The organism is Desulfosporomusa polytropa, assembly GCF_055380075.1.
Map to the genome: position 1 here is coordinate 2,333,573 of NZ_AP042400.1, position 14,877 is coordinate 2,348,449.

A 14,877-nucleotide genomic window follows, 5' to 3' on the forward strand; every position below is an offset into this window, starting at 1 on the left:
ACAATGTCTCTCTTTTCCTGCTGTACAGACTATTTTATCTGCCAGAATACCACAAGAACAAATGTTTGTAAAACACTTGTTCTTGTGGTATTCTATTTATAAACTATACGTTTTGACATAATACTAACGGCAAGTAAGGGGCTGAAGTATATGGATGTTTTCGATAAGTTAAAAATTCTAACCGATGCTGCAAAATATGATGTAGCCTGCACATCAAGTGGAGTGAATAAAAAAGCATCGGCTGGTGGAATTGGCAATGCCGCTGCTTGTGGAATTTGTCACAGTTTTTCAGCAGACGGACGGTGCATTTCCCTGTTAAAAGTACTGATGACCAATGTTTGCGCTTACGATTGCCAATACTGCGTCAATCGCTTATCCAATGACACGCCGCGGGCCTTTTTTACACCACGGGAACTCGCTGAACTAACGATGAATTTTTATCGCCGCAATTACATTGAAGGACTTTTTTTAAGTTCCGGCGTACTAAAAAATCCAGACTATACCTGCGAACAAATGATTGAAGCGCTGCGCATCCTTCGCGAAGAATATCGATTTTCCGGGTATATCCATGCCAAAGCTATCCCTGGTGCTGACAGCCTGCTGCTGGCCCGCCTGGGTATGCTTGCTGACCGAATGAGTGTGAATATTGAACTACCTTCCCAGAACAGTTTGCAGCTACTGGCACCAGACAAATCCAAGCACTCCATCCTTACACCTATGGGCTATATTCAAAATCGAATACAGGAAAACTCACGGGATTTAGTAAAATACCGGCACACTCCCAAGTTTGTTCCGGCAGGGCAAAGCACGCAAATGATAATAGGAGCTACCCCAGAATCGGATTATCAAATATTAAATTTAACGGAAGGACTTTACCAGAAATATAAACTTAAGCGCGTCTTTTTCTCTGCCTATATGCCAGTAGCAGAAAATAGTCTTCTACCAACAATAGATTCAAAACCACCATTATGGCGCGAACACCGCCTTTATCAGGCCGACTGGCTGCTCAGGTTTTACGGTTTTGCCGCTAACGAGCTTCTTGATCAACAGCATCAAAATTTTAATCCCTATTTAGATCCTAAATGTAACTGGGCACTCAATCATCTGGATTTTTTTCCTGTGGATGTGAACCGTGCTCCCTACCGTGACTTACTTCGAGTACCAGGGATTGGCGTAACAAGTGCCAAACGGATTCTTACTGCCCGGCGTACAACAACTCTTTATTTTAACGGACTCAAATCATTAGGAGTTGTCCTCAAGCGAGCCCAGTATTTTGTTACTTGCAGCGGCAACACAGCACCTGATATAAAGCTTACTCCGAACACGATGGTCCGCTCCTTACTATCTGATAAAACGCGAGAACTATATCATTTTGGTTTTTCATCACCTACAGAACAACTTTCTCTTTTTGAGCAGCCGTCACTGCTATCATCACCACAGGAGGATCTACGAAAATGCCTACCCAATCTGAGCTAATTTATTGCTATGACGGAAGTTTTGATGGATTATTATGCTGCGTATTTGAAAGCTACGAAAATAAAGAAATTCCAATAGATATTCTTCTGCCCGAGGCCTCACACGCCATGCTCTTTGCCACAAAGAGCATCCCGACTGACGCACAAAAAGCCAAACGGGTGCTGGATTCTATTCCAAAAAAAATGGGAGCATCGGCACTTAATTTTGTCCAACACGCTTTTTTAACTTGCCTTTTACAAAAAGAGTTATATATCTTGTTATTTCTGCGTCTAGGGTTCCGCCATGGCCAGTCTGTAATGAATATGCTGACAGACGACATAGTAAATACCCTTCTTAAAGCAGTTAAGCATTTAGAGGGGGAAAGCCATTTGTTAAAAGGCTTTCTGCGATTTTCTATCATCAACAAGGTTCTTGTGGGCGAAATAGAGCCCAAAAATTATGTATTGCCACTGCTCGTACAGCATTTTTGTGAACGTTATCCCGAAGAGCGCTTTTTAATCCATGATAAAACCCATGGTATGGGACTGGTATATCAGCCATACCAATCTGCGGTCATTCCGATTGGCGCCCTTGAATTGCCTGAAGTAGATGAGGAGGAGCAACATTTTCGCGAACTATGGCAGCTGTTTTACGATACCATTGCAATACAAGGACGGTATAACCCTGAGTGCCGCATGAGCCATATGCCAAAGCGTTACTGGGCATACATGACAGAGTTTGCGCGTACACAAAAAAATATCACGCGAAAGCTGTCTAGCTCTAGCGTGAACTTATTGAGCACTCCTGTGCCTGAAAAATTAAGAAGTCCTAATCAAACTTAATAACTATTTTACAAACATCTTGCGGATTATTAACAGCAACATCAATTGCTGTTTTTATCTCAGTGTAATTATACATATGTGATCTAATCAGTTCAGGTTTTATTTCACCGGCATCCATCCACTGAATAACATCACTAAACTTATAATTACTTAGTCTTGATCCTGTAATGGTAAGTTCCTTTTTGGTAATAGCTGCCTGTACAATTTCAGAGGGCTGTGATATTAATCCAATTACAACAATACGCCCTGCCGGTGAAGTTACCTCAACTGCCTGTTCAAATGATTTAGTACTACAGACTGCGTCTACCACAACATTGATACCAACATTGTTTGTAAATTCATGGATAGCTGTTTGCAGCTCTTCTTCTTTTACATTTACAACTCTATCTGCGCCCATTTCCTTGGCCATATTCAGACGCTTTTCAATCAGATCTGTCATTATAACTCGAGCGCCATTCTTTTTTGCTATTTGAAGAGCGGTTAAACCAATTGGACCGCACCCCATAATCAAAACGGTATCATCCCCGCCGATTTGCCCTCTGAAGTTGATTTGAGCCCCAATCGTAAAAGGCTCCACAAGACAAAGTGTTTCAAATGCAGTATCCTTTGTAGTCTTATATAAATTTTTATAGTTTACTACAATATATTCACAAAATCCGCCATCTCGATGCACGCCCATTACTTCCAGACTTTCACACACATTATGTCTACCATGGGTGCAGGCGTAACATTCACCACAGCTAACAACAGGATCTACTGCTACCTTATCCCCAACAGCTATCCCTTCTACACACTCGCCAATTTCTTGAACAACACCTGCAAATTCATGACCAATAACCCGCGGATATGTTGCAAGAGAATTTGTCCCTTTGTAAATTCCCAAATCAGAACCACAAATTCCGCCTGCTTTTATTTTAACTAATACTTCACCAGGATTTTCAATTTTCGGCTTTTCAACTTCAGTGATTTCTAATTTGAAAGGCTCTGAAACCTTTATCGCTTTCATTAAATCTCCCCCGACATCATATGAATTACATAAACATTTTCAAAGGAACCATGATAATTTGTGGGAACAATATTAACAATAATAATATGGCGCATTCCACAATAAAGAAAGGCATAATTGCTTTTACTAGTCTTTCCATGCTGATTTTTCCTGCTCCGCAGGCAACGTTAAGCACGGTTCCAACTGGCGGCGTCAAAAGTCCAATTACGTTGTTAATAACAAATACAACGCCAAAGTATACTGGATCAATTCCCGCTTGTTTAACTATAGGCATTAATACTGGAGTTAGTATTAAGATAGTAGGATTTACATCCATTGCTGTACCTACCAGTATAACTATAAAGTTAATCACAAGCATAAGAATAATCTTGTCTCCCATAAAAGGGCGAAGCATTTCTGTTACAATCCCTGGTATATTGCCAATAGCCATGAGCCAAGCCGATACCATCGCAGCCGCTGCTAAAAACATGATTACACTGGTAGATTTTGCAGAAGAAACAAACGCGTCATAAAATTTCTTTAAGGTCAACTCACGATAAACAACAAATCCTACGAATAAGGCGTAAGCCACAGCAACAACTCCGGCTTCTGTTGGAGTAAAAACGCCGCCTCTCATACCTACGACGATTATAAATGGTAACAATAGTGCCCATATTGAATCTATAAAAACCTTAAAAATTTCCTTGAAGCTTTTTCTTGGTAATATATCAGTTTTATCCTTACGAGAAATTATTCCCCAGGTAATAGCTAACGCTATAGCAATTATCAATCCTGGCACAATTCCAGCTATAAAGAGCTTACTTATCGATACTCCTGCAGTTACACCAAAGAATATCATTGGAACACTTGGTGGAATAATCGGGGCTAATAAATTTCCTGCTGCAATCAAGCCTGTTGATCGATCTCTGTTATAGCCTGACTTTACCATCATTGGAATCAAAATGGCACCTAGTGCCGCCGTACTAGCAACCGCAGAACCAACTAGACTCGCAAATAAAACGATTGCCAGGATAGCAACATAGCCTAATCCACCACGGATATGTCCCACAAGGGCTGATGAGAAATTTACTATGCGCTTTGTCAAGCCTCCGGCATTCATGAGGTCCCCTGCCAGGATGAAAAAGGGGACTGCCATCATAGCATAGTTATCAGCACCGCTAATTAAATTTTGCGCAAGAATTTGGGTACTAAACGTGTCTAAGTGAATCATCAATGCTAAGCCGGTGAATAAAAGCGCAAAAGCAATTGGCACACCCATAGCCATAACCACACATAAAGCTACAACGAAAATTACTAATGCCATTACTTTTCACCGTCTCTTTCATGATTTGCCGGCAAATCTTCTTCCGATTCTTCCAATTGTATAAGCGATTCCAACGATCCCTCTACAAATAATGCTTTATACATGTTAACAACAACATTGATACTTATACATATACTTGTAACAACACCAATGCCATAAACACACCACAGCGGAAGATTAGTCGCTGAGGCTTTCGCATTTAAATTGATCATTGTTAAGTCAAAGCTGCCCTGTGCCAGCATTATCATGATAACAAGTATAAGAACTTGTCCTAATAGATAAACAACCTTCTGCGCTTTTGGCTTTAGTCTTTTGATTCCTGTATCAACACCTAAATGGACATTATCACGCATAGCTCCAATAGCACCGATAAAAATCAACCATATAAACAGATAGCGAGCTAATTCTTCAGACCAAGTGATACCTGAATTGAAGAAATACCGTAAAATTACATTCATAAATACAAGTGCAACCATCCCTAGTAACATAAGAAACATTAGTACTTCGAACGATTTAAATAGCTTATTCAAAGCATTATTCATCATGGTTTCCCTCCTCATGCAATAGTAGTAAGCCCATAAGATTAGTGGAAATTCATATCAAATCTTGTCAACTGTACATTCCACCTGAAGGGAAAAGATAACTCCCACTACTTTATCCCAGTCATTAATATCTCATGCCAAATACTGTAAAATAACATTATTTGGCATGAGACTATTTAAGATTTGTTTTATATTATTTTACGTTTCTAATTCTCTCAACCAATTCCTTAGCCCATGAGTATTTTTTGTACAAATCATCGTATACAGGCTGCATTAGTTCAACTAATTTCTGTCTAGTAGCATCGTCCGGAGTTGTAAATTTAATCTTATTATCCTGCAGGAATTTTTTATCCTCTGCCAGACCTTTTTCATATAGTTTCCATGACTCTTCCGATGTTTTCAGAGCCGCCTCTGTTACGAGCTTACGCTGTTCTTCTGATAAACCTTTCATCATTTTATCGCTAGCTAGAAGTTCCAACGATGTAATCATATGATTTGACTCAAAAACATTAGATTGTACTTCATACCAGCCTTCCGTTCTTAAGGCCGCAATAGGATTATCTTGTCCGTCAACAACTTTTTGCTCTAAGGCTGTGAAAACTTCCCCCATCGGCAAAGGAGTTACGTTCGCGCCTAGAAGCTTCCCGACTTGCAGATGAATCGGATTATTGGGCATTCTTAATCTCATACCCTTAAAATCTTCAATAGTATTTATAGGTTTATTACTGCTAAAGTTTCTAACGCCGTTTGGATGCCATGATAGGAAGTGTACACCTGTCTTTTTCTCTAAATCGCCGGCCAGTTCTTTGCCAATTTCACCTGTGTATACTTTTTTGGCATGAGCCAGATCTCTAAAGAGAAACGGAAAATCAGGAACGGCCATTTTATCAACTTCATTCCACATAACTGTTCCGATAGAAACTACTTGTATGTTGCCATTTCTTACACTGTCCCACAGTTCTTTTTCGCCGCCAAGAACACCAGAATCATAAATTTCAACTTTTAATGCACCGTTTGACCCTTGTTCTACTAAAGGCTTAAAAGTTGATTTAAGTGCTTCATTCATCGGATGATTGGCTGATACTACGGTAGCTACCTTAATTGTTGTTGTTTTTCCGGCAGCGGCATTATCGGCGTTTTTACTGTTTGTACCGCATCCGGTGAGCATGGCAGCACATAATAAAGCTACTAAAGTTCCCTTAGTCATCTTACTTACATTTAATCTCACACATTCTTCCCCCTTGATTAATATATTTTTTTGAACCGTATTGCCTTTTTTCGGACACAAAGAATAGCTGACACTCTGAAGCCTGGGGATGTCCGTCATGAAAGGCAAACGATTTGGCCACCGTAAAAGATATTTTTAAAGCAAGCTAATCAAATTTCAAAATAACTTTTAAAACATGTTCAGGATCATTTTTAATCTTATCAAAGGCTTTGTCTATATCAGTAAAGCAAAAAGTGTCTGTTATAATTTTGCTAGAATCAATACAGCCTGACTCAATCCACTCAATAACCTTGGGAAACTTTCCATTATTCAATCTTGTGCCTTTAACATCTAGCTCTTTCTTAGTAATATCAAGTTCCCGGATGTTAGATGGCTTATCCGAAAATCCCATCGTAACAACAGTCCCTGCAGGTCTTGTACACGCTATTGCCTGCTCTAAGGTAGTGCCTGCACAAGCAGCATCAATGGCAACATCAACCCCGGCGCCGCTTGTAAGTTCCATTATCTTCTGCTCAACATCATCTTCTAGCGAGTTAATTACTATATCAGCACCAAATTCTTTGGCTCTTTTAAGTCTGCCGTCAACGATATCACTCATAATACATTTTGCACCTATCATCTTAGCCACTTGAAGAATTGTAAGTGCATTAGGCCCACAGCCAAGAATTAATATCGTATCATCGGCCTGTACATTACCTCTAGAAACAGCTTGCGCCGCAACCGTATATGGTTCAATAATAGCTGCTTGTTCCCATGAAATATCGTTAGAGACCTTAAACACATTATTTTCAGGCATTGCCGCATATTCTCTAAATCCGCCATCCATGTGTACACCTACAACAGTCATAGCAGCGCATACATTACTTCTTCCTTTTTTACAAACACGGCATTCGCCACATCCTATTACAGGATTTATCGACACATGATCGCCTACTTGCACCCGTGTCACAGCTGAACCAATCTCTACAACTTCACCGGCAAATTCATGACCGATAACTCTTGGATACGTTGCCACTGGAGAAGTTCCTTTAAAAATGCTAATATCCGAACCGCAAATGCCAGCAGCTTTTATTTTGACTACTACAACATGGGGATCTAGAATCTTTGGAATTTCCTCCTCCGTGATTTGTATATTTCCGGGTTTAATTACTTTAATAGCCTTCATACCTACACCTCGTCACCTTTATATTGATCTGTATGCTTGTAATACTTGTATACAAGATGATTCAAAAAAATTATTTTGCAATTAATGAATCCTTCTTAAAATAATCAGGATATTTTTTTATAAGCACTTCTATGTCATTGTCAATTTTCATTACATGTTCATGCATAACTTTATATCCAGCTTCACTATCCTTATTTTTAATCGCTTGAATAATTTGTCTATGCTCTTCAATAGTTTCATCCCATCTTATTTTTGTGGCTAACTTTAAAAAACGAACCCTATATTGATCTGAACCAATACTTTTTATAGCAGACCATATATTTTCCATACCACAGCCCTGATAAATGAGTTCATGCATTTCATTATCCAGCTCAAGTACTTTATCGATTTTATTTTTACTATAACAAAACAATTGCTGATTTAAATTTGATTCAAGTAAAAACAAATATTCCACAGGAAAATTAGTACATGCTTCTTTAATAATAGCGTCTTCCATTGTAACACGCATAAACACAGACTCTCGTACTCTTTTCATATCGATAAGCGGTACATACGTACCCTTCTGGGGATATACCTCCAGAAGATTATCGTTTACAAGCTTTGCAAAAGTCTCTCGCACAGGAGTTCTGCTAATGTTAAGAGCTAAAGCTACTGTGTTCTCACTAATGGCTTCACCTGGTTTAATATTAAGATAAATTATATTCTTTCTTAAAATCCTATAAGCATAATCTTTAACAGATTCTGCGACTTCTCTTTTTTCCAATTCTAAATTCAACACGTCAATTATCCTTTTTTCCTTGTTAAGACTAGTTTTTTGTTGGTAGCATACTTGTATACAAGTATGCTACCATTTTCAGATTATAAAGTCAATATAACTTTTTTAATTTTTCAAAGTATAGGAAACTATACAACAATTCAGATGCTATGTTTTGAAACTATCTTTAATTCAACAACTGATTGGCATAGACCATTCGAATACCGGCAGCTTCCATTTCGGGAATCATCTCTCGTACTGCAATGACTGTATTGGGACGGGCATGACCAATAACAGTCACACTACCATTCTTGTGTGCCATATCAACTGCTTTTCGTAGTTGTTTTTTGATTAATCCTATATCTGAACTGTTATCCAAAAACAACTCATTTTCCCCAGTTCTTACCCCCAGCTGCCTCGCAACCTCAGCACCCACCGTTTTGCCGATAGTTCGGCTGTCAATGAAAAACAAATTTTGTGATTTAAGAACACCAAGTACAGCCTGCATAACTCGACGGTCAGCTGTTGCTCTTGAGCCTTGATGGTTATTGACCCCTTTAACTCCAGGTATAGAAGCAAGGGCTTTGATTACCGTTTGCTTGATTTCCTCATCACTCATAGTAACAGTAATCACTGTCGGCTCTGTCGCTGCGCTAGCGTCTATCGGTTCTAACGGTAAATGCAGCATAACCAAGTGGCCTGCACTGAGCGCCCTGGCGGCAGCCTCATTACTGTAGGAACGATAGGGCAAAACGGCAAACGTAATAGGGCGGCCCATATCGGCAAACCCAGCAACAGGTTCCATGGTATACCCACAATCATCAACCACTATCGCCATATCGCCTGCACCAGCCTCGACCTTGGGCTTAGGTGGTGTAGTAGACGGCAATGTACCATTGGCTTTAATGATATATAAACGATCCGTCACTAATGTAAGTGGCTCACTGTTAAGAACATCCTTTATGCCCATATCCAGCCGCACAGCCGGCACGCCATTATAGTTATCCGGCTCATTCCCAATGATCTTACCGCCGGCTTTGTTAGCTAACGGAGTTAGCGCCTGTTCTAAGCCTTCCAGTGACATGGATTCCTGAATCACCACCAGCATGCTTCGAGTATGCCAACGGATAATCCCTTCCACCCCTTTGCGTGAGACCTCGCGTTTTTCCTCTTTAATCTCTCTCGGGATTAGCGCCGCATTGCTCAAACCACTATCCACTGCGGTATGAATCTTTGATGCCCTTGCTGTGAAGTCAAGCACCACACCCGCCCCCGTCTTTTCCAGTTCATAGCCCGGACTAGGCGACGGTGATTTTTCCGGTGTCTGCATTGACTGGTAATAAATAACAGCGGCTAAAATAACTATAATTACTGCAATCCATTTAAAATTACTCTTTTTTCTCGCCATAGGGAATTCTCCTCGCCCATCCATATACTTTCCTAAATAATTATATATTTCGCCATCTACTATGTCTACTTGATTCTATTATTTAGCCACTTTACCTAATCTTAACATAAAGTTAACAAGAGCTTAAATTACCACTGGAGGATAATGGCCTGGTAAAGAGTAACATTTATTATATGCCTGATTTTCTTACCAATATATCTGGCTATAAAGGAGTTATAACGTGAATTTTCTAAAAAAATTTGTTATTCACCTACCTAACTGGCTTTCTCTGCCTACAAAACTACCATTACATTACCAGCTAAGTTTACGTACTAAGCTGCTCATCGTTGTAGCTATCCTTTCCCTGTTATCGATTATTATTGGCATAGTTGGGCTGCAGGGCATAAAAGCGTCTAATGATAGTTTGAAAAACATGTATACCAGTCGCATTATAACGCTGCAAGAACTTAAGCTTATGTCTGATGCTCTTACTGTAAATGTTATCGACACCTGTCACAAGGTTAGTGACAACCACATGGCCTGGGCCTTAGGGCGGAACAAACTTACTGAAGGCACTACAATCATTAAACAGCAATGGGCTACTTACAAAAGCCATGCAGCAACAAACGAAGAAGAACGGATGGTTGCTCAAATTGACGGTTTCTTGGGAATTGCTGAAGGTGCACTTGCCAATGCCACTGCCATCATGATCAAAGAAGACAAAAAAGCCTTACATGCTTTTATGATTGAAGAATTGTACTCAAGTATTGAGCCGGTGTCAGGCAAACTGTCTGAACTCATGGATCTGCAACTGGAATTAGCCCAAAAAGAATATCAGGCCGCTACTGACAGATATCATTGGCTGATTGTGCTGTTTTCAACCATGATTATTGCCGGGTTAATCACAACCATTGCCCTGGTACTCTTCATCCTACAACGAACCCTCCGCGAAATCCGCAACATGGTTACTTGCGTCGAACAAGTTGCCGCCGGCAATCTGGCAATGCCTGAAATTTCGGTCACTACTAACGATGAACTAGGTCGCTTGGGTACTGCCATCAATTCCATGGTCGCTAACCTACATTCTTTGGTGGGAACAGTATCTTCATCGGCTGAACAGGTAGTCGTCGCTTCAGAGGAAACGGCAGCATCTGTTGAGCAAGTCTCGGCTACCGCTGCTGAGTTAGCAGGTTATAGTACTCTCTTAGCCACTGACGCTGCTGTCGGCACAGTTTCGGTTATCGAAGTATCTAAATCACTTTTAGAGCTTTCCTCACTCACCGACATTGCCAAGCGTGAAGCCACATCAGCGGTTGCTAACTCAAAATTGACACTGAATACAGCCTTGGAGGGTCGCGAGACTATGACCAGTACAGTTACCCGCATGAATAACATCTGCTGCAAAACGCTGGAAACCGAGGAGTTAATGGGGACCCTTAAACAATATATCGCCAAAATTGGTGCTATCACTGACACCATAACAGGGATTGCCTCACAGACCAGCTTGCTTTCCCTAAACGCTGCTATCGAAGCTGCCCGGGCAGGTGAAGCTGGCCGTGGTTTCGCGGTAGTAGCGCAAGAAGTCAAAAAGCTGGCCGAGCAATCCACGAAGGGAGCCTCAGAAGTTGTGGCACTTATTCAAAGAGTAAATGAAAGCACTGCAGCCGCGGTTGAGGCTATGCAGGGCAGCCGAGCCGAAGTAGAAACTGGCGTAATCAGTGCCGTTCAAGCTCAGCAGGCATTAAATGATATTTTTTCAGCAGTAACCAGCACTGTAACTGACATTGAAGCCGTGTTATCCATCACTGATGAAGAAGTCACTCATTCAGATAAAATTATTGATTTAATTGACTCTTTAGCAACTGTGATTGAAAACACGGCAGAACAGGCCGAAACAGTCTTAACAACCACCAAACAGACCGCTAACGTCATGAATGCGCTGGCAATCAACTCTACTCAGACCAACCAAATGGCGAGCAGCTTACAGGTTGCCATAGAATTTTTCAAAATAGACAATAAAAATTTGAATCATGTGGAGGTATAAAGAGAATGGAACACCATGAGTTTCTTATTGAAAACAGCCAGGTTATCGCAAATTTGACAGGAAGCTTGCGAGGAGCAGTAGCCGCCCAGCTTCGTGAGACACTGCTAACGTATATTGCAAATGGTTACAACAGCTTTACAATGGATTTTTCTCATGTAACCAATATTGATTCAACCGGACTGGGTATCCTTGTTACCATTCAAAAACGAGCCCTGCAAAGTGGCGGCAACCTCGCTATTCGAGGCTTGCACGGCACAGTCAAAACTGCCTTTGACCGCACCCGGCTGAGTAAAGCCTTTACTATTGCCGATACTGATCATGCAGTAGCGTAGAAAAACTCCATTACTAACTCATAAATTTAGTGATTTTTGTAAATCTTGTATTGTATTTATAAAAATCACAAGGGAATTTGCTACTTAAACTAGAATATATCTTTTAAATCATTAGTTAAGTAATGGAAGGAGTTTACTATGGAATCTCTCACCTGCAAAGTATTAATCTGTGATGACTCAATGCTTATTCGAAAAAAACTCCGCGCAACACTTGAGGAAATGCATTGCCAAGTTTATGAGGCTAAAAATGGCCTTGAGTGTGTTGAATTGTTCAAACTGCATACACCTAACACAATATTTTTAGATATTGTAATGCCTGAGCTTAATGGCCTGGAAACCCTCAAACAAATCAAACAATACGACAAAAACGCACGTGTTATTATGCTGTCATCAGCCGGCACTTCACCCAGACTTCTAGAAGCCCTAAAACATGGCGCTGCTGATTTTATCCAAAAACCCTACACCAACGAACAAATTGCCAAAGCGATTGGTCATATTGACTAAAAGGAGCAGCTACTAATGTATACACAATATTTGGGCCAATACCTTTTTAATACAAATCTCATTTCTGCCAGCCAGCTTTGCGAGTTACTGTCATTGGCAGAATCAACTCGTGTAAAGCTTGGTGTTTTGGCAATTAATAATAATTTTATGACAGCCAGTCAAGTTGACGAAGTACATGAACTACAACGAACGATGGATCAACGGTTTGGCGAAATTGCCATCACTAAAGGTTATCTTACCCAGCCGCAGGTTGATAGCCTGCTTTCCCAACAGGACAGCCGCCATTTGAGCCTAAGTCAGGCAATTGTTGATAAAGGCTACCTCACGTTAACTCAATTAGAAACAGCGCTTAATCAATTTAAACAAGATACCCAGGTAACTACCGAACAACTCCAAGCTATTCAGTCCGGCAACCTGGACGAAATCGTTTATTTATTCCTTGATTTTCCTGAGAATGACGTTCCCCAATTTTACTATGATTATGTCGCACTTTTTCTGAAAAATATAATTCGTTTTCTCGGTGAACGCCCGATATTAGCCTGGCCGCAATCATTAAGCAAAACGACTGATGGCTGGTTTGTCTCCCAGCAAGCGATTGGTAATCACACAGTTTCTACTGGAATAATTCTCAGCGATACTGTGCTTGTTGATCTTGCCAGCCGTTTTAGCCAAGAGCCTTTAACTCATGTTGATGAACTGGCTAAAGATAGTGTGAGTGAATTTTTGAATTTGCACAATGGTATCTTTCTCATTAATGTATCAGACAAAGGCTTCGAGCTTGATTTACAGCCACCAACTATAATACCTCATGCTGAACAGTGTATCGGATACCGGATTCCGATAGATATTTCCAGCGGGCGCATTGAACTTGTGCTAGCTATTGACTAATCAACTAAATTGATTATGAAAATAGATAAAGGCCCCTATTGTAATTTTTTTTACAATAGGGGCCTTTATCTATTTTACGAGCGGAAATTAATGCATTGCAACTCTATGCCGAAATCCTTTTCTTTGAGCTTTTGAATAACAGCCTGCAAATCATCCTTTTTCGCGCCTGTTACCCGTAGCTGGTCATCCATAATCTGCGCTTGAACTTTCAGTTTCTGCTCTTTAATATAACCGACAACTTCTTTAGCCTTTTCCTTGCTAATACCCTTTTGGATAGTTACGGTTTGCTTCACTGTACCACTGAAAGCAGACTCAATTTTACCAATATCCAAACACTTTAAGGGAACATTGCGTTTTACCATCTTGCCTCTAAGAATGTCAATCATAGCTCCCAGCTTATAATCATCTTCAGCCGACAATTTTAAGGATTCTTTATCCAAAACCATTTCAGCTTTGCTGCCTTTAAAATCGTAGCGCTGACCAATTTCCTTTGTTGCTTGATTGACAGCATTATCCATCTCCTGCAAGTCTACTTCAGAGACAATATCGAAGGAACAATCTTTTGCCATAACTTGTAACCCCTTTCACACGAAACTATCGTTTAAAAATATAATACCATATTTCTCTAGTTTCTCCAAAAAAACCTGCTATTATTGAACAATTCACCCTTTAGTCCGCATTAGCATAGGCTAATTAAGAAAAATAAGGGGGGACTTATGTGGATTGGTCAATTGTTTTGAGTGTCATTGCCGTTAACTTACTGCTTTCAGGCGATAATGCCATAGCCATTGCTATGGCAACCCGGGGACTTGCACCCCAGCGCCAAAAAACCGTGTTGTTATTAGGCAGTCTTGGAGCCGTTGTAATGCAGATTCTTCTGACATATACCGCCTCAATCTTATTAGATATTCCCTATCTTAAGATAGTGGGAGGGATTGTTCTTACTTGGATCGCCGTAAAATTACTCATTTCCAATGAAGCCGCTTTTAGTCAACCAATGGAAAGCCTTGCTTTACTGCCAACAATTCTTAAGATCATGATTGCTAATACGATTATGAGTCTGGATAATGTGTTAGCTGTGGCGGTAATTACGGAAGGTAATCCGTTATTAGTAGCGCTAGGCTTGCTCATAAGTTTTCCAGTCATCATTGGTGGCACTTCAATCATTGCCGGTATTTTAGACCGTTTTCCCTTCATCATGTGGCTGGGAGCATTATTCTTAGGCTGGACCTCTGGCAGCATTATTGCCTCTGATTCCTTCATAGCACATTATCTAGGCTTGTATGAAATTAGTCAGGCCGATATGGCAGCACTGTTTTCCGTAGTTGTAATTGCGGTTGGCTTAGTAGTAAGCAAAAATAGAACATCAGCTTCCCTAGGTAATGAAACAGTTGAGACCGAACGTAATGCTAAAAATTAATAGTAGC

Annotated in this window: 15 protein-coding genes; 7 read left to right on the plus strand and 8 right to left on the minus strand. The window is 40.4% G+C overall.

Going from position 1 to position 14,877, the window contains the following annotated elements:
- Window positions 1-150 precede the first annotated feature (150 nt).
- Window positions 151-1,476 carry a putative DNA modification/repair radical SAM protein gene (locus ACZ449_RS12865; RefSeq protein WP_464261386.1) on the plus strand — a complete coding sequence of 442 codons (1,326 nt, stop codon included), beginning with the start codon at window positions 151-153 and terminating at the stop codon, window positions 1,474-1,476.
- On the plus strand, window positions 1,455-2,297 hold the full coding sequence (locus ACZ449_RS12870) for a TIGR03915 family putative DNA repair protein (RefSeq protein ID WP_464261387.1): 843 nt from the start codon (window positions 1,455-1,457) through the stop codon (window positions 2,295-2,297). The genes ACZ449_RS12865 and ACZ449_RS12870 overlap by 22 nt, the downstream gene beginning before the upstream one ends.
- On the opposite strand, the gene ACZ449_RS12875 is transcribed toward ACZ449_RS12870, so the two are convergent.
- The 7 genes from ACZ449_RS12875 to ACZ449_RS12905 form a co-directional block, all read right to left on the minus strand.
- Complete coding sequence (locus ACZ449_RS12875; RefSeq protein ID WP_464261388.1) at window positions 2,284-3,303, minus strand: zinc-binding alcohol dehydrogenase family protein; 1,020 nt, start codon at window positions 3,301-3,303, stop codon at window positions 2,284-2,286. The genes ACZ449_RS12870 and ACZ449_RS12875 overlap by 14 nt on opposite strands.
- Window positions 3,304-3,328: 25 nt before the next feature.
- Complete coding sequence (locus ACZ449_RS12880) at window positions 3,329-4,606, minus strand: TRAP transporter large permease (RefSeq protein ID WP_464261389.1); 1,278 nt, start codon at window positions 4,604-4,606, stop codon at window positions 3,329-3,331.
- Complete coding sequence (locus ACZ449_RS12885; RefSeq protein ID WP_464261390.1) at window positions 4,606-5,151, minus strand: TRAP transporter small permease; 546 nt, start codon at window positions 5,149-5,151, stop codon at window positions 4,606-4,608. Before ACZ449_RS12885 ends, ACZ449_RS12880 begins: the two co-directional genes overlap by 1 nt.
- 190 nt (window positions 5,152-5,341) lie before the next feature.
- On the minus strand, window positions 5,342-6,376 hold the full coding sequence (locus ACZ449_RS12890) for a TRAP transporter substrate-binding protein (RefSeq protein WP_464261391.1): 1,035 nt from the start codon (window positions 6,374-6,376) through the stop codon (window positions 5,342-5,344).
- 145 nt (window positions 6,377-6,521) lie between these two features.
- Window positions 6,522-7,541, minus strand: coding sequence for a zinc-binding alcohol dehydrogenase family protein (locus ACZ449_RS12895; protein ID WP_464261392.1), 1,020 nt, complete (start codon window positions 7,539-7,541; stop codon window positions 6,522-6,524).
- Window positions 7,542-7,611: 70 nt separating this feature from the next.
- Complete coding sequence (locus ACZ449_RS12900; RefSeq protein WP_464261393.1) at window positions 7,612-8,319, minus strand: GntR family transcriptional regulator; 708 nt, start codon at window positions 8,317-8,319, stop codon at window positions 7,612-7,614.
- Window positions 8,320-8,482: 163 nt separating this feature from the next.
- Entirely contained in the window at window positions 8,483-9,703 is a 1,221-nt protein-coding gene (locus ACZ449_RS12905; RefSeq protein ID WP_464261394.1) for a divergent polysaccharide deacetylase family protein, read from the minus strand.
- A gap of 220 nt (window positions 9,704-9,923) precedes the next feature.
- On the opposite strand from ACZ449_RS12905, the gene ACZ449_RS12910 reads away from it, so the two are divergent.
- The 4 genes from ACZ449_RS12910 (at window position 9,924) to ACZ449_RS12925 (ending at window position 13,450) form a co-directional block, all read left to right on the plus strand.
- Complete coding sequence (locus ACZ449_RS12910) at window positions 9,924-11,726, plus strand: methyl-accepting chemotaxis protein (protein WP_464261395.1); 1,803 nt, start codon at window positions 9,924-9,926, stop codon at window positions 11,724-11,726.
- A gap of 5 nt (window positions 11,727-11,731) precedes the next feature.
- Window positions 11,732-12,058, plus strand: coding sequence for an STAS domain-containing protein (locus tag ACZ449_RS12915; RefSeq protein ID WP_464261396.1), 327 nt, complete (start codon window positions 11,732-11,734; stop codon window positions 12,056-12,058).
- Window positions 12,059-12,196: 138 nt separating this feature from the next.
- Window positions 12,197-12,562 (plus strand): response regulator, encoded by a 366-nt coding sequence (locus tag ACZ449_RS12920; protein ID WP_464261397.1) that lies wholly within the window; start codon window positions 12,197-12,199, stop codon window positions 12,560-12,562.
- A 15-nt stretch (window positions 12,563-12,577) separates the two neighbouring features.
- Window positions 12,578-13,450, plus strand: a complete 873-nt coding sequence (locus tag ACZ449_RS12925; RefSeq protein WP_464261398.1) for a hypothetical protein — start codon at window positions 12,578-12,580, stop codon at window positions 13,448-13,450.
- A 74-nt stretch (window positions 13,451-13,524) separates the two neighbouring features.
- On the opposite strand, the gene ACZ449_RS12930 is transcribed toward ACZ449_RS12925, so the two are convergent.
- Entirely contained in the window at window positions 13,525-14,019 is a 495-nt protein-coding gene (locus ACZ449_RS12930; RefSeq protein WP_464261399.1) for a YajQ family cyclic di-GMP-binding protein, read from the minus strand.
- A gap of 149 nt (window positions 14,020-14,168) precedes the next feature.
- Between ACZ449_RS12930 and ACZ449_RS12935 the strand changes: the two genes are divergently transcribed.
- Window positions 14,169-14,870, plus strand: coding sequence for a YjbE family putative metal transport protein (locus ACZ449_RS12935; RefSeq protein WP_464261400.1), 702 nt, complete (start codon window positions 14,169-14,171; stop codon window positions 14,868-14,870).
- Window positions 14,871-14,877 lie beyond the last annotated feature (7 nt).